The 24,722-nt window shown below is 34.7% G+C and carries 27 protein-coding genes and 1 riboswitch; of the genes, 14 read left to right on the top strand and 13 right to left on the bottom strand.

The genetic code is table 11. From position 1 onward, the window contains the following. The first annotated feature begins 23 nt into the window (after positions 1 to 23). Positions 24 to 221 carry a hypothetical protein gene (locus MHB74_RS01225; RefSeq protein ID WP_000369258.1) on the top strand — a complete coding sequence of 66 codons (198 nt, stop codon included), beginning with the start codon at positions 24 to 26 and terminating at the stop codon, positions 219 to 221. Between the two features lie 244 nt (positions 222 to 465). Here the strand turns inward: MHB74_RS01225 and abc-f are convergent, their stop codons facing one another. Together abc-f and MHB74_RS01215 are read right to left on the bottom strand one after the other, a co-directional pair. Beyond that, positions 466 to 2,346, bottom strand: a complete 1,881-nt coding sequence (gene abc-f, locus MHB74_RS01220) for a ribosomal protection-like ABC-F family protein (protein ID WP_061677930.1) — start codon at positions 2,344 to 2,346, stop codon at positions 466 to 468. Between the two features lie 124 nt (positions 2,347 to 2,470). After that, entirely contained in the window at positions 2,471 to 2,605 is a 135-nt protein-coding gene (locus tag MHB74_RS01215) for an RAxF-45 family protein (RefSeq protein ID WP_046956655.1), read from the bottom strand. A 426-nt stretch (positions 2,606 to 3,031) separates the two neighbouring features. On the opposite strand from MHB74_RS01215, the gene MHB74_RS01210 reads away from it, so the two are divergent. Continuing rightward, positions 3,032 to 3,154 carry a hypothetical protein gene (locus MHB74_RS01210; RefSeq protein WP_000709137.1) on the top strand — a complete coding sequence of 41 codons (123 nt, stop codon included), beginning with the start codon at positions 3,032 to 3,034 and terminating at the stop codon, positions 3,152 to 3,154. Between the two features lie 134 nt (positions 3,155 to 3,288). Next, positions 3,289 to 4,083 carry a DUF4931 domain-containing protein gene (locus MHB74_RS01205; RefSeq protein ID WP_061677929.1) on the top strand — a complete coding sequence of 265 codons (795 nt, stop codon included), beginning with the start codon at positions 3,289 to 3,291 and terminating at the stop codon, positions 4,081 to 4,083. An 11-nt stretch (positions 4,084 to 4,094) separates the two neighbouring features. On the opposite strand, the gene MHB74_RS01200 is transcribed toward MHB74_RS01205, so the two are convergent. Continuing rightward, the gene (locus MHB74_RS01200; RefSeq protein WP_061677940.1) at positions 4,095 to 4,628 is read right to left on the bottom strand and encodes a transglycosylase SLT domain-containing protein; all 534 of its coding nucleotides are present in this window, start codon (positions 4,626 to 4,628) and stop codon (positions 4,095 to 4,097) included. 250 nt (positions 4,629 to 4,878) lie between these two features. Between MHB74_RS01200 and MHB74_RS01195 the strand changes: the two genes are divergently transcribed. After that, positions 4,879 to 6,528 carry a DUF2334 domain-containing protein gene (locus MHB74_RS01195; protein ID WP_061677928.1) on the top strand — a complete coding sequence of 550 codons (1,650 nt, stop codon included), beginning with the start codon at positions 4,879 to 4,881 and terminating at the stop codon, positions 6,526 to 6,528. Positions 6,529 to 6,563: 35 nt separating this feature from the next. Here MHB74_RS01195 and MHB74_RS01190 read toward each other — a convergent pair whose 3' ends face one another. The 6 genes from MHB74_RS01190 to MHB74_RS01165 form a co-directional block, all read right to left on the bottom strand. Next, positions 6,564 to 8,066 (bottom strand): DL-endopeptidase inhibitor IseA family protein, encoded by a 1,503-nt coding sequence (locus MHB74_RS01190; RefSeq protein ID WP_061677927.1) that lies wholly within the window; start codon positions 8,064 to 8,066, stop codon positions 6,564 to 6,566. A 95-nt stretch (positions 8,067 to 8,161) separates the two neighbouring features. Next, on the bottom strand, positions 8,162 to 8,926 hold the full coding sequence (locus MHB74_RS01185; RefSeq protein WP_061677926.1) for a TatD family hydrolase: 765 nt from the start codon (positions 8,924 to 8,926) through the stop codon (positions 8,162 to 8,164). An 896-nt stretch (positions 8,927 to 9,822) separates the two neighbouring features. Beyond that, a complete protein-coding gene (locus MHB74_RS01180; protein WP_061677925.1) occupies positions 9,823 to 10,179 on the bottom strand; it encodes a YxeA family protein in 357 nt (118 codons plus the stop codon). 138 nt (positions 10,180 to 10,317) lie between these two features. Then, positions 10,318 to 11,154, bottom strand: a complete 837-nt coding sequence (locus MHB74_RS01175) for a YitT family protein (protein ID WP_000248055.1) — start codon at positions 11,152 to 11,154, stop codon at positions 10,318 to 10,320. A 117-nt stretch (positions 11,155 to 11,271) separates the two neighbouring features. Then, a complete protein-coding gene (locus MHB74_RS01170) occupies positions 11,272 to 11,601 on the bottom strand; it encodes a PH domain-containing protein (RefSeq protein ID WP_061677924.1) in 330 nt (109 codons plus the stop codon). Positions 11,602 to 11,750: 149 nt separating this feature from the next. Then, positions 11,751 to 12,728 (bottom strand): LacI family DNA-binding transcriptional regulator, encoded by a 978-nt coding sequence (locus MHB74_RS01165; protein WP_061677923.1) that lies wholly within the window; start codon positions 12,726 to 12,728, stop codon positions 11,751 to 11,753. Positions 12,729 to 13,032: 304 nt separating this feature from the next. Here MHB74_RS01165 and MHB74_RS01160 point away from each other — a divergent pair, with 304 nt between their 5' ends. Beyond that, entirely contained in the window at positions 13,033 to 13,128 is a 96-nt protein-coding gene (locus MHB74_RS01160; RefSeq protein WP_001060010.1) for a DUF3948 family protein, read from the top strand. 73 nt (positions 13,129 to 13,201) lie between these two features. Here the strand turns inward: MHB74_RS01160 and MHB74_RS01155 are convergent, their stop codons facing one another. Then, positions 13,202 to 13,807 carry a lysophospholipid acyltransferase family protein gene (locus MHB74_RS01155; protein ID WP_000277789.1) on the bottom strand — a complete coding sequence of 202 codons (606 nt, stop codon included), beginning with the start codon at positions 13,805 to 13,807 and terminating at the stop codon, positions 13,202 to 13,204. 336 nt (positions 13,808 to 14,143) lie between these two features. Here MHB74_RS01155 and MHB74_RS01150 point away from each other — a divergent pair, with 336 nt between their 5' ends. Next, complete coding sequence (locus MHB74_RS01150) at positions 14,144 to 14,239, top strand: DUF3948 family protein (protein WP_001060007.1); 96 nt, start codon at positions 14,144 to 14,146, stop codon at positions 14,237 to 14,239. A gap of 60 nt (positions 14,240 to 14,299) precedes the next feature. Here MHB74_RS01150 and MHB74_RS01145 read toward each other — a convergent pair whose 3' ends face one another. Further along, positions 14,300 to 14,440: a YrzO family protein gene (locus MHB74_RS01145; RefSeq protein ID WP_061677922.1), complete on the bottom strand. Its 141-nt coding sequence runs from the start codon at positions 14,438 to 14,440 to the stop codon at positions 14,300 to 14,302. Between the two features lie 21 nt (positions 14,441 to 14,461). After that, on the bottom strand, positions 14,462 to 15,430 hold the full coding sequence (locus tag MHB74_RS01140; protein ID WP_061677921.1) for a DMT family transporter: 969 nt from the start codon (positions 15,428 to 15,430) through the stop codon (positions 14,462 to 14,464). Between the two features lie 127 nt (positions 15,431 to 15,557). Here MHB74_RS01140 and MHB74_RS01135 point away from each other — a divergent pair, with 127 nt between their 5' ends. Together MHB74_RS01135 and MHB74_RS01130 are read left to right on the top strand one after the other, a co-directional pair. Further along, positions 15,558 to 16,424: a LysR family transcriptional regulator gene (locus tag MHB74_RS01135; protein ID WP_061677920.1), complete on the top strand. Its 867-nt coding sequence runs from the start codon at positions 15,558 to 15,560 to the stop codon at positions 16,422 to 16,424. Positions 16,425 to 16,679: 255 nt separating this feature from the next. After that, entirely contained in the window at positions 16,680 to 16,781 is a 102-nt protein-coding gene (locus MHB74_RS01130) for a DUF3948 family protein (protein WP_001060018.1), read from the top strand. A 114-nt stretch (positions 16,782 to 16,895) separates the two neighbouring features. Here the strand turns inward: MHB74_RS01130 and MHB74_RS01125 are convergent, their stop codons facing one another. Next, positions 16,896 to 17,843 carry a helix-turn-helix transcriptional regulator gene (locus MHB74_RS01125; RefSeq protein ID WP_081110224.1) on the bottom strand — a complete coding sequence of 316 codons (948 nt, stop codon included), beginning with the start codon at positions 17,841 to 17,843 and terminating at the stop codon, positions 16,896 to 16,898. 133 nt (positions 17,844 to 17,976) lie between these two features. On the opposite strand from MHB74_RS01125, the gene modA reads away from it, so the two are divergent. The 6 genes from modA to MHB74_RS01095 all read left to right on the top strand — a co-directional run bounded on the left by modA (position 17,977) and on the right by MHB74_RS01095 (position 24,493). Further along, positions 17,977 to 18,783 carry a molybdate ABC transporter substrate-binding protein gene (gene modA, locus MHB74_RS01120; protein WP_061677919.1) on the top strand — a complete coding sequence of 269 codons (807 nt, stop codon included), beginning with the start codon at positions 17,977 to 17,979 and terminating at the stop codon, positions 18,781 to 18,783. A gap of 5 nt (positions 18,784 to 18,788) precedes the next feature. Further along, entirely contained in the window at positions 18,789 to 19,463 is a 675-nt protein-coding gene (gene modB, locus MHB74_RS01115) for a molybdate ABC transporter permease subunit (protein WP_061677918.1), read from the top strand. A gap of 300 nt (positions 19,464 to 19,763) precedes the next feature. Further along, a complete protein-coding gene (locus MHB74_RS01110; RefSeq protein WP_000353549.1) occupies positions 19,764 to 20,615 on the top strand; it encodes a GRP family sugar transporter in 852 nt (283 codons plus the stop codon). Between the two features lie 208 nt (positions 20,616 to 20,823). Next, positions 20,824 to 21,627: a pyrroline-5-carboxylate reductase gene (proC, locus tag MHB74_RS01105; RefSeq protein WP_000956264.1), complete on the top strand. Its 804-nt coding sequence runs from the start codon at positions 20,824 to 20,826 to the stop codon at positions 21,625 to 21,627. 1 nt (position 21,628) lies between these two features. After that, entirely contained in the window at positions 21,629 to 22,462 is an 834-nt protein-coding gene (locus MHB74_RS01100) for an aldo/keto reductase (protein WP_061677917.1), read from the top strand. Positions 22,463 to 22,615: 153 nt separating this feature from the next. Further along, positions 22,616 to 22,720, top strand: a riboswitch (SAM riboswitch). A gap of 132 nt (positions 22,721 to 22,852) precedes the next feature. Continuing rightward, complete coding sequence (locus MHB74_RS01095; RefSeq protein WP_061677916.1) at positions 22,853 to 24,493, top strand: peptide ABC transporter substrate-binding protein; 1,641 nt, start codon at positions 22,853 to 22,855, stop codon at positions 24,491 to 24,493. Positions 24,494 to 24,722: the final 229 nt, after the last annotated feature.

The following is a 24,722-nucleotide window of genomic DNA, read 5'->3' as shown; positions in this document are numbered from 1 at the left end:
ATTACCAAAAAGGGGGCGAAAACATGGACAACCTATTCCAATACGTCCTGCACTACGTATTATTAACAATTATGATAGTCGGGGCGCTATTACTATTCCCATTCTTCCCAAAGTTCGTCCTCTTTTTAGCTTTTTTTATTATGCTCGGGATCGCCATTATCATTTCAACAAGAGAAGATACGACACAAAAAGAAAACAGAGTTCAGCGCGTAAAGCTGTAACTCTGTTTTTTTGTTTTCAATCACGAATCGCCGTTCACATACTTATGTCTCGGGAAATAATTTATCGATCCAAAAAGCTTCTAATACCTTTTATGTTTCACACCCTATGCAAATTACGGAACAAAGATTTATCAAATTTACTGTTTCACGTGAAACACAACTCTTATTTATCTCTTAAAATAAAGTATCCATATAAAAAGCGAATTCCCTTCAGCAAAACTGAAAGGAATTCGCTTTTTACTTTTTACTCCATAATATTCTCTAACTCATTATATAACTCCGCTCGTAACAACTCTTTCTTCGTTTTCTCTTCATACAATTGTTCAAGCATTTCAACATCAACCACATGTTCCATCTTACACTCAAGCGTATAGATATCTTCTTCTACATGCATTAACTCTGTTTCAATCTCCTCAACATTCCTAACTTCTTTCTTTTTTACAGAGGCTGTTTCAATCCTTTTTCTTCCTTGGCGTTGCTGCGTTATTACTTGCTTCTCAAGTTTTTCTTCCCACTTTTGACGCGCCCATGCGTAGTTCCCTGCAAACTCAAATAATTTACGTTCATCAATCCAATACGTCTTTTCAAATAACTTATTTAGAAAATAACGATCATGTGAAACAGCTAAAATTGTTCCATTATATTGTTCGAGAGCCTCCTCTAAAACTTCCCTTGATTCAATGTCGAGATGGTTTGTCGGCTCATCTAAAATTAAAAAATTGATATCTTGATACATAAGTTGCGCAAGCCTTAATCTCATTTTTTCTCCACCGCTCAGTTGCGTTACTTTCTTAAACACCGCTGGACCATAAAATAAAAACTTAGCTAATATATGTCTCGCTTCGCCCTCTGTTACAGCTACATATTCCCTGAAAGCTTCTAATACATTACTTTTCACATTTCCGTACGCATGCTGTGATAAATAACCGATTTTCACACTACTACCAATTCGAATTTCACCAGCGTCTGGTTCTATTTCTTCTAATAGTAATTTTAGTAGCGTTGTCTTTCCTGTACCATTACGACCAACGATCGCCGCACGCTCTTGAAAACGAACATGTAAACTCGCTTCATTAAATAAAAGATGGCCAGCGAACCCTTTACTCACTTCTTTCATTACAACAACATCTTTCCCACTTCTCTCTTGCCCTTCAAACTGAAGTCCCATTTGTTTCCGTTCTAAAATAGGTTTCTTTAGTTTCTCCATACGTTCCAGTGCGCGTTCCATACTTCTCGCTCTCTTATGCAATCCTTCATTCGGAGGATTCGCCTGATTTGCCCATTCACGTAGTCGCTTAATTGCTTCTTTCATTTTCTTTATTTTCTTTTGCTGTTCTTGATAAGCCTGGAACTCCTGCAGCAACCGTTCTTCCTTTTCCTCAACAAACTGAGAATAGTTTGTATGATACACGTGAATCTCTCCATCTTCTAAATCAAAAATCTTCGTTACAACTTCATCAAGGAAATAGCGATCATGTGAAATAACCATAACCGTTCCAGTGTATTCTTTTAAAAATTGTTCTAGCCATTCTACGGCGAATAAATCTAAATGATTGGTTGGTTCATCTAATAGAAGTAGATCTGGTTTCTGCAATAGCATATATGCAAGACTTATCTTTGTTTGTTCTCCACCACTTAACTCCAGAAAGGATCGAGGAAATAGTTCTGTCACCTGTAGCCCATTTGCTACCTTCATCAAATTCGCTTCTATTTCATAACCACCAAGGAACGCAAACTTTTCTTGAATTACTCCGTATCTCTCCATTAACTTTTGTAAAGCAGACGATTCTCGTTCTTCCGCCATATTTTTTTCTAAAGTACGCATTTCTCTTTCTAATTCCTTTTCTGCTTTAAAAGCCGAACTCAGTACATCGTATACAGTCATATCCTCATCAAATTTCGGAATTTGTGCCACATGACCAATACATGTACCTTTCTTCATATGAATGGCTCCTGCATCTAAACTTTCCATTCCAGTTAGAAGCTGAAAGATTGTTGTCTTCCCACTACCGTTACGACCAACTAATCCAACACGTTCACCATTCTTTATTTCAAGCGATATATTTTCAAATATGATGTTTCCACCAAAAGATTTCGTTACATTATTTACACTACAAATTGTCATTTTCCGTACTCCTTTCAATATAAAAAACCATGGGAAAGAAACATTCCCCATGGTTTTCGACATAGAAAAAGGAAGCCAAATAGCTCCCTTTTCACACGTTTATTAAAAATGGGTGAAGAGATTTCTATCGTTCAATAGCTACTATGCAATTGTTAAAAAAGGACAGACGTATCCCGTTAACAACTACATCATGAAAAATCGCACGACAAAAATAGATATAATCTAAAAATTTGGCACGTGCAGCTAAAGAACGTTTCATCTCATTCACCTCTTTCGTACGGAATTTAATACTTACTTCTTTATTATACTTTCCCATTTCATGTTTGAATAGTCATTTTTCTGAAAATAATGAAGATAGACTAAACATTTCAATAAGTGACATCAAATCTTACAAAACTGTTATGTTCACGTAATGGAAAGCGATAGTACGAAAAGATGCCTCCCTATACAATAAAGATGTAAACAAGAGAGACAACAAAAGGAGGAAACAATCATGATGAAGGAAATCGTAAAAGCAATCTTTGAGGTATTAGTGAACGGACAAGCAGTTGTAAAAGAACTAAACGAACTATAAAAAGGAGTGAGAGAATATGATGAACATGGTAAAAATGATTTTACACGCTCTAGTTGATGCAAAAGCAGTTAGCCAAGAATTAAACCAACAATAAAAAAGGGGTAAACGAATATGAAGAAAGCCATTATTTTAATCGCGAGTACAGCAATTGCCTTATACACAATAAAAAATAGAAAAAAGAAACATAATAAAAACGATCTATATTATCCATACACATTATTAAAGAAAAAATAAAAGACAAGGTACCCTGTTGTAATGAGGATATCTTGTCTTTTATTTTTCCTATTCCCTTTAAAGGATTTCCTTCTCCTTTTCCCGAATGTATTAAGCGGGATTTTTACACATATTTTAAAGGGGCATATATATAAATGGATACACAACAACTATACTTTTTAAACGATATCGGCAAACAAAAACCAGAAAGCATCCGGAATAGAAGCGCTGCATGTCCTTTTTGTGACAGAGAAAATTTAACGGATATTTTAGCAACTGAGGGCTCAATTATTTGGCTAAAAAACAAATTTCCTACATTAAAAGATACATTTCAAACGGTGCTAATCGAAACCGATAATTGTGAAGATCATATTGCGACATATACAGAAGAACATATGAGATCGCTAATTCGTTTTTCAATTAAACATTGGTTAGACTTACAGAAGAATGAAGAATTCACATCTGTGATTTTATACAAAAATCACGGTCCATTCTCAGGCGGGAGTTTGCATCATGCACACATGCAGATTATAGGAATGAAATATGTAGACTATCTCGGTAACGTAGAACAGGACAACTTCCGAGGAGTAATTGTACAAAAAAACGAACGCATTGAACTCAATATTTCAGATCGTCCTATTATCGGTTTTACTGAATTTAATATCATCATTGAAGATATTGGATGCATAGATGAACTAGCAAATTATATTCAGCAAACTGTACGTTATATACTGACAGATTTCCATAAAGGATGTAGTAGTTATAACTTATTCTTCTATTACTTGAACGGAAAAATCATTTGTAAAGTTGTTCCTAGGTTTGTCGTTTCACCATTGTATGTAGGATATAAAATACCGCAAGTTTCTACAAAACTAGAAGACGTGAAAATACAACTAGCTCAGTATTTCATACAAGAAAAGGATGAAGTTATTCATAAAAAAACAGAGTAGGTATAAAAAACCTACTCTTTTATTACACCTTTATTTCGATAATACACATCTTCTAATCCGATGTTATACTTCATGTTATTATCCGTCCACTCTGGCCCTAAATTTCCTGGCCATCCAGATGTATTTGCTATATATTTTAGTAGTGCAAAATCAGTCAAACCTTTTTGCACCCCGCGCTTATATCCTTTCATTAAATGCGGCATTGCAATTTGCGCATTTGTGCGCGGATCTTTCAACTCTTCATCAGTTAAATGATCTGGTGCAAGCCCGCCACCGCGATGCAATTGAAACAATCCGAATGAAGTTCCGTTATCTCCAATACTTCTTGGATTTAACCGGCTTTCATGTTCGGCAATTGTAAGAGGTATCCATTCTGGAAGATTGACTTTCTTTGCTTCCTCTATAATAATTTGTTTCATCTGTTTTGCTTCCTCTGAGTCAACATAACTTGTCTCATTCACTAGCTTGTCCATTCCCTCAGACTTTCCTTGGAAATATAAGTACACCCCAAGAACAACTAAAAATCCTACAAAGAATTTCTTCACTACCTCTACCTCTTTCTCCGCTGAAATTTGTCCCCTTTCAGCCTTCTTCCCTTTACATTTACCCACATTCTATCATTCTCTTACTCTTTTATCATAGCAAATAACTATGCATATTATCATCATGCTTTAGACCGATTTTGTGAAAAAACAGCTGGTAAATACGTGCAAAAATGTAACTTTCATAGACTACAACGTATTTCTTGTATATAATTGTAAATTGAACTCTACATATAGAATAGGAGCAGACCAAATGAAGAAGTGTATATTACTCTTGTTCAGCATTTTACTACTTATCCCTATCCACACCTCTGCACAAACATCATCAAAACAAAAAGTACTTGTTTTATACAGTACAAAAGACGATCAAATTACAAATAACATTCAAATCCTTAATACTCAATTAGGACATTTTACAAACGATATAACTACGAAAAGTTTAAAAAAGGCTAATGAAATTACTAATTTATCTTCTTATACACATATTGTTTATATCGGGGAACAAAAAGAAGAATTTCCTATTGAAACAAAGAAACTTCTAGAAGATTTCTCAGGCCCAGTATTAGTTTTAGGACAAAATGTTGAACAATTATCTAATCGCTTTTCTTTCATTACGCTAAAGGATAATGATATACGAGTTAATCAAATCGAATATCCAAGCCATAAGCTAAAAAACACTTTAGAAGAGGAACGATTGATTCAAGCTTTTGATACAAACGGAACTGTTCTTGCTAACGCTTTAAGCCCAAATAGCAAGAGCCCACTAATCGTCCAGCATGAAACATCTTATTATGTTGCAACATCAAATCTCTTTGACTGGATGTCTCATTACGTCGGCGAAATGTTATTTTCTTACTTCGGACAAAAACCAACGACAGATAAAGTGGAAGCTTATTTACGTCTTGAGGATGTTCATCCAGCCGCAGATATAAATAAATTAAAAGAAATTGCTGAATTACTAAAAGAGAAAAAGATTCCTTACATGATTACAGTCATACCGGTATATAAAGATCCGGATACAGGAAAGACAATACATTTAAAAGATAAACCTGAGCTAGTCGATCTTTTACGCTCTATGCAAGATGATGGTGCAGCAATTATTATGCATGGTTATACGCACCAATTTTATGATAGTGAAACTGGAGAAGGTTTTGAATTTTGGGACGTAAAAACAGACCAACCAATTCGACAACCGAAGCATGAACAACCAAAAACAAAAGATGACTTTCCTAATATAGAAGCATATAATGCATACGTAAAAAAAGGGGAAGAATTTGAAGAAAAATATACGACTGAGCATATTGAAAAGGGCATTCAAGAACTTGTAGATGCTAAACTGTATCCTGTCGCATTTGAAGCACCCCATTATACGATGTCCCAAAAAGGATATGAAATATTATCAAGATACTTTTCAACTTATGTAGGACAACTACAGTTAAGTGATACAACTTGGAAATCCATGCACTCACCATTTTATACAAGTACCCCATCATTTTTACACGGGATGAAATTAATGCCTGAAACAGTTGGTTTTATTGAAGAAGATAAGCCACATGCTATTGCAAAGATGAAGGAACGTGCTGTATCTGTTGCTAAATTATCCGATGGAGTTATTGGTGCATTCTATCATCCTTACTTAGGTGTGAAACCATTAAAAGAAGTATTAAAGGATCTAGAAAGCATTCCAAATATAGAATGGATTGATTTACAAAAAGAAACAAATGAAGTGAAAATGCAAGATATTCATATTACTACTAATAAGGACGGCATTCACGTTGAAAAGCCAACAAGCGCAAGCGACGTAATGGACTATGTAAAACAATATGGATTCTTCCTTATACTCGGTTTCTTCATCATTGTCTTTCTATTGTTATTAAGACGTGCGAAAAAATTAGAATCCTAAAATAAAACCACCAAGCAAAATGCTTGGTGGTTTTTTTAACTTAAACCAAAACGCGGCATATTATTAATAACCCATTGATTATTTTCATAAATAAATTCAACTTCTACTTTTTCCGTTACATTATCATAATCATTATACGTTTCTACCTGCGCTTTTATTTTTCCATCCTTTAGCTCGGCAGAAATAATTTTTGTAAATTTAGTTGCTGCTTTTGATCCTGGATCTCCAATAGCATAGTGCATTTTTCCATTTAACTCTTTAATATACTTACTCTTCATGTACTCTCCTATAAATGGTTGTGAGAAGTACGTAGATAGCGTAGTCTCTAAAGTATCCTTCGTATTATAAATAGGATTCACTAATTCCCCGTATGAAAAATCTCCTACTCGTTTTGGGTTTCCTGTTAGTGCAGCCATTTGAACATTAGTAAGTTCCTTCTGTGCATTCCATACTTTCTGTAACATAACATCATCTGCTAATTTCTTCTCTTTTTCTTCATTTGATTTCTTTGTATCTAGATTTAAAATAGTTCCGTTCTCCGTATAGAGATACATATCTCCTGCTACAAAATATAAATAGGATTTAGTTGGTTCAACCGTTTTATTATAAATTACTTTTTCATTTCCACCATTCATTTTCTTCTTATATACTCCATCCTTTTTTAAATAATAAAAAGTATCCCCTTTCACATTCATCTGCAGGGCATCCTTTACCAATAACTTTTCGTTATTTTGTTGAATGTCTATTTCATATATGCCATGCTCAGCTTCATTTGTTTCAAAAGGTAACGAAAAGTCGACAACAGCATATAATTTTTCATTATTATAAGTAGCACTAGATATTGTTGCATAATTTTCCTTTGACCAAGTTTTATTATCTTTTGTCACTTGTGTTCCACGATCTTTATTCCAATGTAGAATACTATCGTCTATCGTTTGAGACCAACCTGAGTTTTTAAATGCCGCTTCTTCCTGCCCCGTGTTCAAATCCATTTTTACTATTCCTACAATATCAAAACCACCATGCTCAGAATATTTTTTCGGATAAAATAAAGTTTGATCTTTTATATAAACATAATTTGTATCTGCTTTTAACGTGTCTAGCTTTTTGTTAGATATATCATACTTCATTAAAGAAGATAATCCCGCATTCTTATCTTCATCCGTATGAATAAAATATAAAGCTTTGTCTTTTATATTTATGTACGAAGCATTTACACCTTCCACTACACGTTCCGAAGTCTGAAATTGATCTTTCGTACGATAAATGCCTCCTGTATTTTTATCACCATTTACCGCATAGTAAACCCATCCCTTACTCTCTACCATCTTCCCTTTATTAGAACTGTTTCCAACCGTATTCCCATTTTTCTCATTTTCTTTCATCTGTTTTTCAACTAATGGATCAATTGGTTCTTCCTTCTTTTCCTGTGTTGTGTTTGGATTTATAACCTTTTTTTCTGCCTCACACCCAAACGCTACAAGTGAAAGTACACCAACCATCATTGTAATAGCTATTTTTTTATATGTTCTCCCCATTTTCTTCCCCACTTCCCTCATCAAATTAAGAACATCATAAATTATAGAAAATATTAGAAAAAATATCCATAATAAAAAGAATAAGAGTAACTCTCCTATCCTTTCAAGTAAAATTGAATCGTATTTTCATATATCGTTTCCGCAACCCTATCAACAGATATGTTTTTTATAACACTAATTTCCTTCAATACCTCTCGAATCATTCTCGGATGCGTCATAACATTCTCTTGAAATTCCCACGGTCCGTCCGTTTCTACCATCATATATTCAAGTGGATAATACGAAACAATTTTTCTAATTTTCTCCTTATGTAAAACATCTGGCGTGATAGAAATATAATAACCGTTCCCGAGCATCCGTTTCATTGTTGTTTCACTTCCTTTAAACCAATGGAAATGTGCTCGTGAAACTTTATATTTCTCCAATAAATCACATACAACATCAGCATCTTCATACACTGCATGCAATATAATTGGTAAATCATATTTACTAGCTAGTTCAACAAACCGTTGTAACACTGATATATATGAATTGACAGCAATGCGCTCATCTTCTTTTCTTAAATAATACGGTAAGCCGACTTCACCAATCGCAACTATGTCCTCTACATGCTCTTCAATTAATTTATAAATTTGCTCACATTCTTCTTTATGAATCGGTTGCTCCGGATGAAAACCTATTGCTGGATGTACAAAAGGATATCGCTTTGCTAAAGATAAAGTTTCTTTACATGATTGATAATTCATAGATACCGCAATAAGTCCCTTTATCTCTTTACTATGTTCCACATCTTTAATTAATCTACTTTTTTCTTCATCCTTATATTGGTCGACATGTATATGGCTATCAATCCATTTCATATTTATTCCCCCATAAAAAAAACAAGAAGGGATATCCCTTCTTGTTTTTTCATCTATATTATTTAACAATTAAGTTTGTTATGATATCAAATAATCCAATACATACTACGGCAACAGTAAAGTAGCTACAGAAATCTTTAATTGGAAACTTCACTACTTCTTCTTTACGCATCCCAGTTTTCTCCCTTCTTACAATATCCCTAATTATTTTATCTATTTGTATCTATTATGCAAAAAATATGACAAATTTACTATCGAATTAACTTACGTAAACCTTACAATGTTGTAAGGTTTATAAAAAGAACCTCATCTACATACAGATGAGGGCTATTAAAAAGTAGTTGGTTTTCATTCTTCATTCATATTACAAACAGAAAGTAATACAGTGAGACTTTCTAAGTACACTATATAAAATTCACTATCTTTTAACCATCGAATTACATTACAGAAGGCTTACATGTTTGTAAGCTATGTGTAATGTAATTCGATAGTTTACCTTCGCTACATCTCGTACAATAAAGTGAAACTTTAATCAGTGGGGGTTTTCTTCATCCCCCACTGATTATTAGTTGAACCAATCGGACTTTTATGGGCAGTTGATCCCCCACCTAACTTCTTTGCTTTCGCTGAATTTTGAGGTGAGGGGTCTTACTGCCCATTAAAGCGGGATAAAGTTAGAAAGTAAGCCAAATAAGAAGAACACTCACATAACCAAATTACATTGCTAGTAGCTACTCTTCTTATACCTTTCACTCATGCTACTACAATGTACCCCCTTCCCCTTTATATAATGAAGAAGGCCTTAGTCCATATGGACTAAGGCCTTCTTACACACCCAAAAATACCCCTATCTAGTATTTTTATTTTCGACAAAAAATAGGTGGGGGTATAATTCGCTATCTCATCGCTAAAAGTTTACTCTTCGCATTAATAGGAATATTTACAGCTTCAATTTCTTCAATCGCCTCGCCATAGCGCCCTTTTGCATACACCTTCAATGCTTCATCTCTCTTTAACATATGCTTAACAGTCTTCTTTATTTTTTGTTCTTTTCCACGTTCATCAAATGCAATAAATTCATATTCATACCATTCATCACCAATAGGCTGACCAATTGTATTCACAACAGTATAGTATTCTTTCGTCTTATTAAGCGGATTATATTTATCGATAACCGGTCCAAGTTTCGTAGGCAGTAACATTATTACTATCACTACCATCGCTATTATAGTAATGATCATTTTTTTCTTCATAATAAACATTCCTCCTCAGCAGGATATATATACATCCATTTTAAAAAGAAGGAATAAAATCTACTATTGAATCTCATTACATTACACTTACATTTTTGTAAGAATTAAAAAAGGTGAACGAATTTACTCGTTCACCTTTTAGCTCGCTTTAAAGCCACCGCCAAGTACATCACGTACATCATGAATAACAACGAAAGCATCTTCATCTACTCGGCCGATAACTTGCTTTAACTTAACAAGCTCTTGTTTATTAATAACAATATATAATACTTCTTTATTTTTACCAGTATATCCGCCGCGTCCTTCTAATACAGTGACACCGCGTGTCATGTTTTTCGTAATAGTTTCACGTATTAAGTCTGGTTGATTCGAAATAATTGTAACAGCCGTTTTTGTATCCATTCCTTCTACAATGAAATCAATCACTTTCGCTCCAATGAATACTGCAACAAGTGTGTACATTGCTTTTTCTTGTCCTATTATAAATACAGACCCAGCAATTACAACGATATCAATAATAAGTACGCCTTTACCTACGCTCCACCCTAAATATTGATTTGCTAACTGAGCTAAAATTGCCGATCCTCCTGATGTACCTCCAGCTTTGAACATACAGCCTAATCCAACACCGACAAATAAACCAGCGAATAGAGCAGCTAATAACGTATCACTATTTACATGATACTCAATATGTTCCGTAACATATAAAAACAAGGATGTTTCTACAATCCCTAAAATTGTATAAACCATCGTTTTCTTATCAAAAAATTTATAACCGATAGCTAGTAAAATTGCATTTATAGCAAAGTTCACAATCCCCGGCGACCAATCAAATAAATAGTACGTAACAACCGTTACACCAATAATTCCACCCTCTGATAAACGGTTTGGAATTGCAAAGTAATTAATACCAATTGCGAATAATAATGAACCAATTGTAATTAGTGTTATTTCCTTTATACGTTGATTAACCATAGTTCATACCTCCCCCCATTTGACATTGTATCACTATCTCCTAGAGGTTTAGAAGTTGTTTTTATTGCGCATTTTCACTCTTAAAGATCGAGATATTATGTTTAAACAAAGGGGTGATTAATTATTCATATTTGCTCTAACTGTACGGACAAATCGCTCCACATTCCCCTTCTGAATATACTTAGCTCGAATGGTTTCATGATTACAAGTACATTCGAAATGCGGACGACAAACTATGCTATCTATATGCAAATACGAATAATCTTTAAATGTTGCAGGATAGTATGGAAATTTCCCGTAAAAGAGGAGACGTCTAGTAGTAGCCGCAAAAATCCCATGCTGATACGATAGCGCAAAATCCTCCTTCTCAAATATCCCTACTACAAAGGCCAAAATCTTTTCATCATCTTCTATATACTTTTTCATACTCGATAAAAGTTCATTCATGCATATTCCTCCAAAAATACTATTCTTGAAAAGAATCCATGGATTATTACAGACCGGCTTAACTCCTTTATAAAGTATGAAACGCGTTTCCTGTCAAAGATATTTCAAAAAAATAATCCGTTATGCAATTTACACATAACGGATTAAAACTAAACAGTAGAGCGTTCCACAAGTTCGTATGGAATCTCCACCTTTTCTTGTTTAGAACTTTCATCACTTATTTGCCTGTAAAACATTTCAAAGGCCTTTTTACCTATGTCCTTTAAATTTTGATCAATGGTTGTAAGTTGTAACACTTGCGAAATAGGTTGATTATCAAATCCAATAATCGCTAAATCTTTAGGAACTTGAATACCTAATTTTTCAGCTTCTGTCATCACCCCAATCGCAACTTCATCTCCAGCTACTATTAACGCTTCAGGAAGATGCTGCATCTCCTTTAATTTATGAGCCACTCTCACACCATCTTCTAATGTAAAGCATTCTGTGAAAATCCATTCTTCATTCACTTCTTCATCTATAGATTGCAATTGCTGTTTATAAACATCAAAACGCTTTTGACTACTCGGTCCTAACTTCCTTCCCGTGCAATAACCAATTTTTTTATAATCTTTCTCGATTAAATACTCCATTCCTAATTGAAAAGCGGCCGAATGATTCGTATATACACTTGAGATATTTGAAATATCATTATCTTCACAAGCAACAATTGCCCCATAGGAAGCATACGGCTCTATCGTTTCCCAATCGTTTGCACGAGAACAAATAATAAGACCATCCAATTGTTTTGTTTTTAACATATGTAAACTTTTCATTTCTTCTTTTTTATTATAATTCGTTTGGCAAAGTAGCACTCTGTAATTATGAGCTAACGCCACCTCCATCATCCCGCCCACCATCGCATCAAAGCATGGATGATTAATATACGGTAAAATCACACCAACAATATTCGTTTTCCCTTTTGATAAATGAACAGCATTTGCGTTTTGCGAGTAATTCAATTTCTCAACTATCTCTATAACCGCTTTCCTTTTTTCTTCACTTACATACGGATGATCATTCAATACTCTCGAAACAGTCGTAACTGAAACTCCCGCCATCTTTGCAATATCTTTAATATTAGCCATACACTCACCTCTACTTTTAAATTAATGAATTCCATGCACATATGTCAAATCTACTCATCATTACACCTGCATTCGTTTTTCTTACAAAAGTGTAATTTTCCTGTAAGCTAATTCGATAGTGACTCCCCGCAATATTTCATACAATTAAGTCAGAAGGAAACAACAACTATTCGAAAAGGAGCGGATTCATATGATGAACAAAATGAAATCAAACAATTTTTTAAATACAATGGGCATGGTATTTTCTGCTCTAATCGATGCTAAAGCTGTTGCTTCTACATTAAACAAGTAAGGAGAATTCATTATGAACAATATCACTTTTAACAAATTAGATTTTTTAGGACTAGCTAGCGGATCAGTTCTTCTTACTGCTTTTATTTACGCCGCTACGCTTGTATAAATTTCGTGTCCCCTTTCCCCCTTATTATAAATAGTAATAGAAAAGACGACCGTCTATGCCCGGTCGTCTTTTCTTATTTTTGATTTGATTGCAAAGTTTCCTTTAGCTCCTCAAACTTCTCATTTAATTGATCTGTCATCATTTTCATCGCTGTTTTTCGATCTATTTGTTCTTCAGCATCAATTTGAATTGGGTCTCCAAAAATCAATTGTGCCTTTTTCCCCTTTATTAATTCTTTTACACTTGATGGACCAACATAAGCTGCCGGTACTAACGGGACATTAGAACGTAGCGCAATCGTAACAGCTCCAGCTTTTAATGAAACGTCTTCTGTTGATCGCGTTCCACTTGGGAAGATCCCTACTACTTTTCCTTCCTTTAATAGGCGTGACGGAATTTTGAGTGTGCTCGGTCCTGGATTTGCACGATCTACAGGGAATGCATTCACATTTTTAAAGAACCAGTTTTTGAATTTCCCTTCAAATAATTCTTTTTTAGCCATGTAATGAATTTGGGTCGGATACATCCCTGTAGCTAACATTAATACATCCATAAAACTTGTATGTGTACACGCAACAACATACGGGCCGCCTTCTGGTAACTTTTCTCTTCCTTGCACTTCTACTTTTCCAGCTGTTTTAAATATATATTTCAACAAAAATGTAATTGGTTTATACATTTGTTTCGTTCCTTTCTGAACATCCGAATTATAATCATTCTCTTACAACGATTATAACACTAAGTTTTAGGAGTTGGTAATAAAAATGAGTATTAATTGTTAAATTTCAATTCTTACAAAAGTGTAATTTTCTTGTAAGCTAATTCGATAGTTACTTCTTGCAATATTTCATACAATTAAGTCAGAAAGAAACAACAACTATTCGAAAAGGAGCGGATTAATATGATGAACAAGATGAAAACGAACAATTTTTTAAATACAATGGGCATGGTATTTTCCGCTCTAATCGACGCAAAAGCTGTTGCTTCTACATTAAACAAGTAAGGAGAATTCATTATGAACAATATCACTTTTAACAAATTAGATTTTTTAGGATTAGCTAGCGGCTCTCTTCTTCTTACTGCTTTTATTTACGCTGCTACGCTTGTATAACTTTGTGTCCCCTTTCCCCTTTATATAGAAAAAGACGACCGTCTATGCCTGGTCGTCTTTTTAAATGTTTCTTTCTTTTAACTCTTTTAAAAGCTGTATCATTTCAGCTTGTTGTTTTATCTTCTTACGACCATTTCGGTTAATCGCTGCAAGCTCACAAGCAACTCCGACAGCAAAGAAAAACAATACACTTTCTAACATGTGAAATCCTCCAATTGCCTACTAAACAGCTTGGCGTAATTGCTCTTCTTGTAAAACCTTCTTATTTATATTTTCTTCTTTTCTCTGACAAACGTTATTGCGAATAAGCGCTGCAATAACAAGTAAAGTTCCTACAATATCAAACATCGTTATTTTGTATCCTTGCATCATCATAATCATTAAAGTCGTAATCGGCACAAAGTTAATAAATAAAATCCCATTAATAGATGATAAAATCTTCACACCGTAATTCCAAGCGAGTAATGCTACGATTCCCGGTAATGTCATCATAAACAATAAATCATATTTCACGATAGAAATCGTTCCCATACTCGGAACCGATACATATCCAAGCGATGTAATAATTACAGTTATAATCCCTGTGACAGTCGTACCGAATACACACGTCAACGTAGAATAACGTAATGTTGACCAATCGCTACACGTTTGACCACCCATCGTATAAATAACCCAGCCTACAACTCCAACAAATATACATGCTAGTGAAAACATGTTATCTTTCAACGTTAAAAAGAAAATCATATCACCTTTTGTAATAACAAATATAGCTCCTACAAAAGCGATAATCATACTCGTTATCATATATTTTTTCGGTTTTACATGCTTATATCCCCATAGAATACAAATAGAAATCATCGGCATAAGTGCTTCCATAATGGAGGCTACCATCACGCCTGATTTTCCCATTAACATTTGACCTAAAAATATAAGTACATTATATACAGTAAACGCCATCGTCCCGAAAAAGACGAGTAACTTTCCTCTTCCCTCTAAACGAAATGCCTGCCTTCCTTCTTTCGCTAACAACAATACAATCAGTACGATTGCCACCGCTCCATAGCGAATAAGAGAAAAATAAAATGGATCTATGTATTCTAGCGCATGATCAGCAACCGGAAACATCGCTCCCCACGACATACTTGCAATTAAACACGCTAAAGCCCCTATTATCATTTGACCTTTTTTCACCACAATCCCCCACTTCTTTCTATTTGCACAAAGAGAATTGTAAAAGAAAAAATATATCACGTAAAATGATTCGAAATGATGTTAACTATCACTTATAATGATAGTTAACATCAAGGAGGAGCATAAAATGGAATTAAGAGACTTACAAATCTTCCAAAGCGTTGCTGACCAAGGCAGTGTAAGCGGCGCAGCAAAGGAATTAAACTACGTACAATCAAATGTAACTGCACGTATTAAACAACTAGAAAACGAACTAAAAACACCGCTCTTTTATCGCCATAAACGAGGTATGACTTTAACAGCCGAAGGAAGAAAAATGCTCGTTTATGTTCATAAAATTTTGCAAGATGTTGACGAGCTAAAACAAGTATTTTTAGATAGTGAAACACCCTCCGGTATATTAAAAATTGGTACAGTCGAAACAGTAAGTACATTACCTACCATTTTATCTTCTTACTATAAACGCTATCCGAATGTCGACTTATCATTACAAGCAGGTCTAACAGAAGAATTGATTAGAGAAGTCCTTAATCATCAATTAGATGGTGCCTTTATATCAGGTCCAATTAAACATCCACTAATCGAACAATATGATGTTAGTACAGAGAAATTAATGCTTGTAACACAAAATAAAGCTTTTCATATTGAAGAATTTACAACCACGCCCCTCCTCGTTTTTAACCAAGGATGTGGATACCGTTCCAAACTAGAACGATGGCTGAAAGATGAGGGTTTGCTACCAAAAAGAATTATGGAATTTAATATATTAGAGACCATATTAAACAGTGTTGCACTCGGCCTTGGAATTACACTCGTACCACAGTCTGCTGTCCACCATCTTTCTAAAGCTGGTAAGGTACATTGTCATGCAATCCCTGAAAAATATGGTAGTATTTCAACGGTTTTCATACGCCGTAAAGATAGCTATATGACGAATTCAATGCGTAGCTTTTTAAAAACAATTGAAGAGCATCATCATATCAATATGCTTTAAAAGACATTCTTACACGAATGTCTTTTTTTCTTACAAAAGTGTAAGCCTTCCGTAAGCTAATTCGATAGTTGCAGGCGATCATATTCCCTATAATTAAGACATAAAGCAGGGCAACAACAATTCGAAAAGGAGCGGATACGCATGATGAACAAAATGAAATCAAACAAATTTTTAAATACAATGGGCATGGTGCTATCCGCACTTGTCGATGCAAAAGCCGTTGCAACTACATTAAACAAATAAGGAGAGATTATAATGAACAACATCACATTTAACAAATCAGACTTCATCGGACTTGCAAGTGGAGCTACTCTTCTTACAGCTTTCATTTACACACTTGCTCAAGGTCTTGTTTAATACTTTGTTTCCCCAAACCCCTTTATATATAGAAAAAGCAGCTCGTCTTATAGACAAGCTGCTTTTTAGTTTATCCCGCTTTAATGGGCAGTAAGACCCCCACTGATTAAAGTTTCACTTTATTTCATATATAATTTGACCTGTTTTCGTCATATCGTATCCGCCGATTGCTTTTAATTCATTATGAAATTCTTCCGATTGCAGAATGCCTTTCACGACTTCAATCAGCTCTTCATTTTCTTTATTCTTCAAAATCACCAAATCATACTGTTCTTTCATGATTGGAATAAAATCTACATTTACAATTTGCGAAAACTTTTCTGATCCTACTCCCACATCAGCTTTTCCATTCGCGACTTGCGTGGCAACACCAAGATGATTCGATTCTTCCCATTCATATCCACTAATACGTTCTTTATTTAACTTTTGAATGCGCAATTGTTCATCGACTAGCACCCTAATACCAGAACCTTTTTCTCGATTTACAAATCGTATAGATGATTGAGATAAATCAGCCCATGTTTTTATATTTTTAGGATTTCCCTTTTGCACATAAAACCCAACGTTCCTTGCTAATAAATTAATCATAGTACATGGTTGTCCAACTAAAATACGTTTTACGTAAGGAACATTATATGTACCCGTTTCTCCATCAAACAAATGAAGACTAACGATACTTCCTTCTCCTTGATACATTTTTATTAAACTCGTTAAACTACCTTGATATGCCCTTAATATATTTGAACTTGGCAGGCGATTTTCTATACGTTTTGCCAACATATCTAACGTTAGTTCTTGTCCGCTAATAATACATGTATCCAAGCCTCTACTATCTTCGCTCTTTACAGGAGTACCTTGTATTTTCCCTGTTTTCATTTGCTTTATATATTGTTCTAAATCTGTTGCATCAATACGCATCTGTCTACCGATTCTATAAGAAGGCAGTTCTCCCTTTTTAATTAGATCGTATACAGTTAATTTTGATACTTTTAATCGCTTCGCTACTTCTTCCGTTGTGTAGGAATGATGTTCCATAGACGATTCCTCACTTTCTTCCTTCATTGTAACAAAGAAAAGAATATTTCTCCTATATTTTAAAAACAACTACATCGTTCAAATTATATTCAATTATAACTAGTTATATTTAGTTATATTTAGTTATAATTAAATATGTAAAAACGAAAGGGGAATTTTTATGAACAAGTTTACATTACAATCCATCGGGGCACTTATACTTTCTTTTCTTCTTATATTTAGTGCTGCATGTACAAGCGGTGAAAGGAAAGAGAAATCAACTGCTAAAGAAGGAAAAACAGTAGAACTGACTATATCAGCTGCTGCAAGCTTACAAGATGCACTAAAAGAAATTGAAACAAAATATAAAGAAAAAGAACCTACTATTAAACTTTCTTTTAACTTCGGTGCTTCTGGTGCACTTCAACAACAAATTGAGCAAGGTGCACCTGCTGATTTATTCTTCTCAGCAGCCGAAGATAAATTCCAAACCCTTGTTAAAAAAGGATTTATTAATGAAAAAGAAGGGAAAAATCTTCTTGGAAATGAACTCGTCCTAGTCGTCCCAAAAGATAGTTCTCTTACAAAAATTCAAGATTTAAAAGATGAAAAAATTAAGAAAATCGCACTTGGTACACCTGAATCTGTACCTGCGGGAAAATACGCAAAAGCTTCTCTCACACATAAAAATCTATGGAATGACATTCAAAATAAAATCGTATTTACAAAAGATGTTCGCCAAGTGTTAACATATGTAGAAACAGGTAATGTCGATGCTGGTATTGTATACAAAACAGATGCTCTTATTTCAAACAAAGTAAAAATTGGCGAGACAGCAGCAGCGACTTCTCATGAACCAATTCACTATCCTTTAGGTGTTATAAAAGAATCTAAGCACAAGAAAGAGGCGACCTCATTTTATGAGTATTTGCAGTCAAAAGATGCACAATCTATCTTTAAGAAATATGGATTTACAGTCCTATCCTAATTGCCATGAGCTTTGATGCTATTTTGTCACCAATCTTTCTATCTTTACGAGTAGCTGCATGCGCCACCCTTATCGTTACAATTTTAGGAACGATAATTGGACGAGCGCTAGCACGCTCTTCATGGAGATATAAAGTAATATTAGAAACTATTTTCTTATTACCAATGGTACTTCCGCCAACTGTCATCGGCTTTTTTCTCATTATTATTTTTGGAAATAATAGTCCCATTGGAACGTGGGTAGAATCAATACTTCAGCAGTCTATTATGTTCACATCTACTGCTGCTATCATCGCTTCTACAGTTGTTGCATTTCCGCTTATGTACCAATCAGCAAAAACAGGATTTTCTATCGCAAATGTACAAATTGAAGAAAGCGCTCGTGATCTTGGTGCAAGTGAATATCAAGTTTTTCTGCACGTTACACTTCCGCTTGCATTTCCCGCCTTACTAAGCGGAATGATTTTGAGCTTTGTTCGTGCACTAGGGGAATTTGGTGCTACACTCATGTTTGCCGGAAATATTCCTGGTAAAACACAGACTATCCCAACTGCAATTTATATGGCGATTGATGCAAGTAATATGCAACTTGCTTGGACACTAGTAGTTATCACTATTAGTATGTCACTCCTATTTCTGCTATGTATTCAGCTTATTAATAAAAGAATCACTAACTCTTAAAGCAGCTTCTATCGAAGCTGTTTCTTTATTTCTTAGGAAATAAAATATACTAGCGGGAAATAACTGAATTTTACCTTTTATTAAAATATACATTTTATTTGAATTCACTTTCTAAAATAGGCAATTTCCTGTTATTATATGGAGGTGTTTCAAAAAATGAAGAAATGAAAACGCATTTATATCGTGAATTCTTCATCCTGTTTTAGCGATCGGTAATCTTCTACTCTATTAGTGGGGCATTACCGATCGTTAGAACGATATGTAATTATATTGGTATAGAAAACCGAAGGGAGTCTTGTAATGGACATTTTATTAGCGCTTCTTCCTGCAATTGCATGGGGAAACATCTTATTAGTAAGCGTAAAAATGGGCGGTGGTGCATATAGCCAAACGGTAGGTATGACAATCGGTGCTCTATTCTTCGCAACAATTATGTATGTATTTACTCAACCAGCTTTAACAATGACAGTCTTGATTGTTGGTTTTATTTCAGGTTTATTCTGGGCATTAGGACAAGTAAACCAATTAAAAACAGTTGAAAAACTAGGTGTTTCAACTACTGTAACGATTTCTACTGGTATGCAACTTGTTGCAACTTCTATCTTTGGGGTTATCGCTTTCCGTGAGTGGACTACTACAACGACGATTGTTCTGGGAACGATTGCAATCCTATTAATCGTAGTTGGTGTTGTATTCACATCACTAGATGACAAAGAAAATGCACAGCCACCAGGACAATTGAAAAAAGGACTTCTTACTTTAATTGTTTCTACTTTCGGCTACCTTGTATATGTAATTATTATTCGTTGGTATAATATCGATGGTTGGTCTGCTATTTTACCACAAGCAGTTGGTATGTTTGTTGGTGCGGTTGTACTGACATCTAAACATAAGCCATTTAATAAATATGCAATCCGTAATGCTTTATCTGGTTTACTATGGGGAACTGGAAACTTATTCTTACTTCTTTCATTACCACGTGTCGGAGTAGCAACAAGCTTCCCATTATCTCAAACTGGAATCGTTATCTCAACATTCGGTGCGATTGTCTTCTTAGGTGAAAAGAAAACAAAACGTCAATTGATCTTTATTGCACTAGGTAGTGTTTTAATTATCGGCGGCGCTGTATTGTTAGGTATGACAAAAGCATAAACTTATAATCTATTAATCCCTGAAGCAATTATGTTTCAGGGATTTTTTATTACAACTATTTTTTAAATATAATAATCTTTATAGCCTTATTTGTATCACCTCTCCTCCCATTCCATTCTTTTCACGATAAGTCTTTTCTTTTTACAAAATTCTCTTAAAAATGGTATCGTTTTTTATAACATATCTCCACTAGAAAGGAATAAAGGATATGCTAACTAAACATCGAATTCTATTTATTGGTGCTGGTCGTATGGCAGAAGCTATATTTTCCGGATTACTTAAAACAAGCAAAGAATACATCGAAGAAATTATTGTTTCTAACCGAAGCAACGTAGAAAAGCTAGAACAATTACAAGCACGATATAATGTGTCTACTGCAACAGATTGGAAGCAGCATGTTACATCTGTTGATACGATTGTTTTAGCAATGCCACCTTCTGCACATGAAGAATTATTAGCAGAATTATCTCCGTTACTATCGAATCAACTTGTCGTAACGGTAGCCGCTGGCATTGGCCCATCTTATTTAGAAGAAAGACTTCCCGGGGGAACACCTGTTGCTTGGATTATGCCAAACACAGCTGCTGAAATTGGAAAGTCTATCTCCTTATATACAATGGGACGATCAGTAAACGAGATGCATCAAGAAACCCTGCAACTGCTTTTAAGAGGCATTGGTACTTCGCAACTTTGCACTGAAGAGGAAGTTCATCAGCTTACTGCAGTTACTGGAAGTGCACCAGCTTTCCTTTATTACTTTGCTGAAAGCTTAATTGAAGCAACAAAAAGTTATGGAGTCGATGAAGCAACTGCCAAACATCTTGTCATTCAAATGATTTCTGGCTCTGCTTCTATGCTTGAACAAACGCAAGATCCAGCTAACCTCCGCGAACAAGTAACAACACCAGGTGGTTCCACAGCTGAGGGTCTCAAAGCTTTATATGAATATAATTTTTCAGAGGCAATTCAAAAAGCAGTAGAAGCAACAAACAAAAAAGCTAGGGGGAAATAATATGAATTTAACAAGTTTAAAAGACTATACAACATTACATAACGGTGTAAAAATGCCTTGGTTCGGTTTAGGTGTTTTTAAAGTAGAAGATGGTTCAGAAGTAATTGAATCTGTAAAAGCAGCAATTAAAAATGGCTACCGCAGCATTGATACTGCAGCAATTTATCAAAACGAAGAAGGCGTTGGACAAGCCATCCGTGAATCAGGTGTTTCACGTGAAGAATTATTTATTACATCAAAAGTGTGGAATAGCGATCAAGGGTATGAAACAACACTTCAAGCATTTGAAACTACATTAGAGAAATTAGGCCTAGAATATTTAGATTTATATTTAGTACATTGGCCTGTAAAAGGGAAATATACTGAATCATGGAAAGCATTAGAAAAGCTTTATAAAGACGGCCGTGTTCGCGCTATCGGTGTGAGTAATTTCCACATTCACCACTTACAAGACGTATTTGAAATTGCTGAAATTAAGCCAATGGTCAACCAAGTGGAATATCACCCACATTTAGCACAAGAAGAATTACATGCTTTCTGTAAAGAACATAACATCCAACTGGAAGCTTGGTCACCATTAATGCAAGGCCAACTGCTAGACAACCCAACATTACAAGACATTGCAACAAAATATAATAAATCAACTGCACAAGTTATTTTACGCTGGGATCTACAAAACGAAGTTGTAACAATCCCTAAATCTATTAAAGAACATCGCATTATTGAAAATGCAAATATATTCGATTTTGAATTAAGTGCTGATGACATGAAAGCAATTCAAGCTCTAAATGAAGATCGTCGCGTTGGTCCAGATCCAGATAACTTTAACTTCTAATAGAAAAACCACTGCTATATGCAGTGGTTTTTTTCGTCAGAGAAAACTGAAAATTTAAACTATATTCCATTCGGTTGACACTTCATTATCCAAGGTGTAAGATTTTGAATTATCAAAGAAACACAAAAATTAATAAAGTTTATTCGTTTACTCATTGTATCAAGAGAGGTGGAGGGACTGGCCCTTTGAAACCTCGGCAGCAGGTTCATTTTGAATACTGTGCCACTTCCTGCAAGCTTTATGCTTGAAAGATAGAATGAGGGACTTCGTTTATATACGGGTGCATAACTTGTACGTAAAAATCCCTCTTTCTCAATACGAAAAGAGGGATTTTTTATTTTTCATTTCCCTCATCATCATCCAAACTTAATTATTTAGGAGGAAAATCAAATGAAAAAGAAGTTTGTACCCGGTATTGCATCAGTTGTAGGAGTAAGTATTTTATTAACTGGTTGCGGTAGTTATAAAAACGAAGCAAGCGGAGCAAATGCAAAAGACGAGGCGCCTAGTAAACAGGTTTTAAACTTATCTTCACCTACTGAAATACGAACAATGGATACAGCTCGTGCTACAGATACTGATTCTGGTCAAGTAATGAGAAACGTATTTGAAGGTTTGTATAATCTTGGTGAAGGTAACAAACCTGTCCCTGGTGTTGCAAAATCTCATGAAGTAAGTGGCGATAAAACGAAATACACATTCCATTTACGAGATTCAAAATGGTCAAACGGCACTCCTGTTACAGCAAAAGACTTTGTCTTTGCTTGGCAAAGAGCTGTTGATCCAGCAACAGCCTCTGAATATGCATTTCTATTCTTTGATATTAAAAACGCAACAAAAATTAACAATAAAGAACTTCCAGCCGAGCAACTTGGTGTAAAAGCAATTGATGACCATACGTTTGAGGTAGAATTAGAACGTCCTGTTCCGTACTTTATAAGCTTAACAGCGTTCCCAACATTTCTACCAATTAACGAGGAATTCTTTAAAGCACAAGGTGATAAATATGCTTTAGAAGACAATACAATTTTGTACAACGGAGCTTTTACACTAAGCGATTGGAAGCACGAGCAAAGCTTTAAATTCAAGAAAAATCCTACCTATTGGGATAAAGATACTGTCAAACTAGAAGAAATCAACTTTAACATCGTAAAAGAAAAGTCTACAGAAGTAAATTTATTCGAGTCAAAACAATTAGACCGTATCAAACTAACATCTGACTTCGTTGATAAATATAAAAAGGATACTAACTTTAAAGAGCGTCCGAATGTAGGAGTACAGTTTTTACGTATGAATCAACAAAACAAAGTACTTCAAAACGTTTCTGCACGCCAAGCAATCGATCAAACAATTGATCGAAAATCCTTTGTAAATACGTTATTAAATGACGGCTCTACACCAACCTCTAGTCTCGTGCCGAAAAACTTTGCAAAAGGACCTGACGGAACAGATTTCCGTGCTGCAAACGGCGATTTAACAAAGGTTGATACAAAATCTGCTCAAGAATTATGGAAAAAGGCAAAACAAGAACTTGGGTCTGAAAAAATAACGTTAGAACTATTAACAAGTGACGGTGACCTTGAAAAGAAAACTGGTGAATTCTTAAAAGGACAACTAGAAAAGAATTTAAATGGCTTAACAGTAAATATAAAGCCGCAACCACGTAAACAACAAGTTTCACTTTTATTAAAAGGTGACTACGAAATCGGAATTGACGGCTGGAGCCCTGACTTTGCGGATCCAATTACATTCCTTGAGCTATTTACAACGAATAACCCTTACAACTTAGATCATTACTCTAATAAGGAGTTTGATGAAACAATAGCAAAAGTGAAAACAACTTTAGCCGGTGATGAAAAAGCTCGCTGGGAAGCATTACTAGCATCCGAGAAAATATTATTTAAAGACTCTGTTATCGCTCCTCTTTACCAAAAAGGCGAATCTTATTTAGAACGTTCTTATGTGAAAGGAATTGTGCAAGTAGACTTTGCAGGTCAATTAAACTTCAAATGGGCAAAAATTGAAAAATAAAGCAAAACTTTAATTAGCGGGGTTTTCTTCACCCCCACTAATTATTAACCCGCATCAATCGGGGGTTTATCGGTAGCCCGCAAATAGCGGAATAAAAGGCCACCTTATTTGAAATTTCTCCCCCATACCAATTATTTTTTTAACAAAACATATGAAAAGCAGATTCCCTAATCCGAGGAAATCTGCTTTTTCAATATATTATTCTAAGAAATTAACAATCTATTTTTAT

The organism is Bacillus sp. FSL K6-0069 (assembly GCF_038007785.1).
GTDB lineage: Bacteria > Bacillota > Bacilli > Bacillales > Bacillaceae_G > Bacillus_A > Bacillus_A mobilis.
Note: the sequence above shows the minus strand (reverse complement) of the source record. Positions and strands in the feature narration are given on the sequence as shown.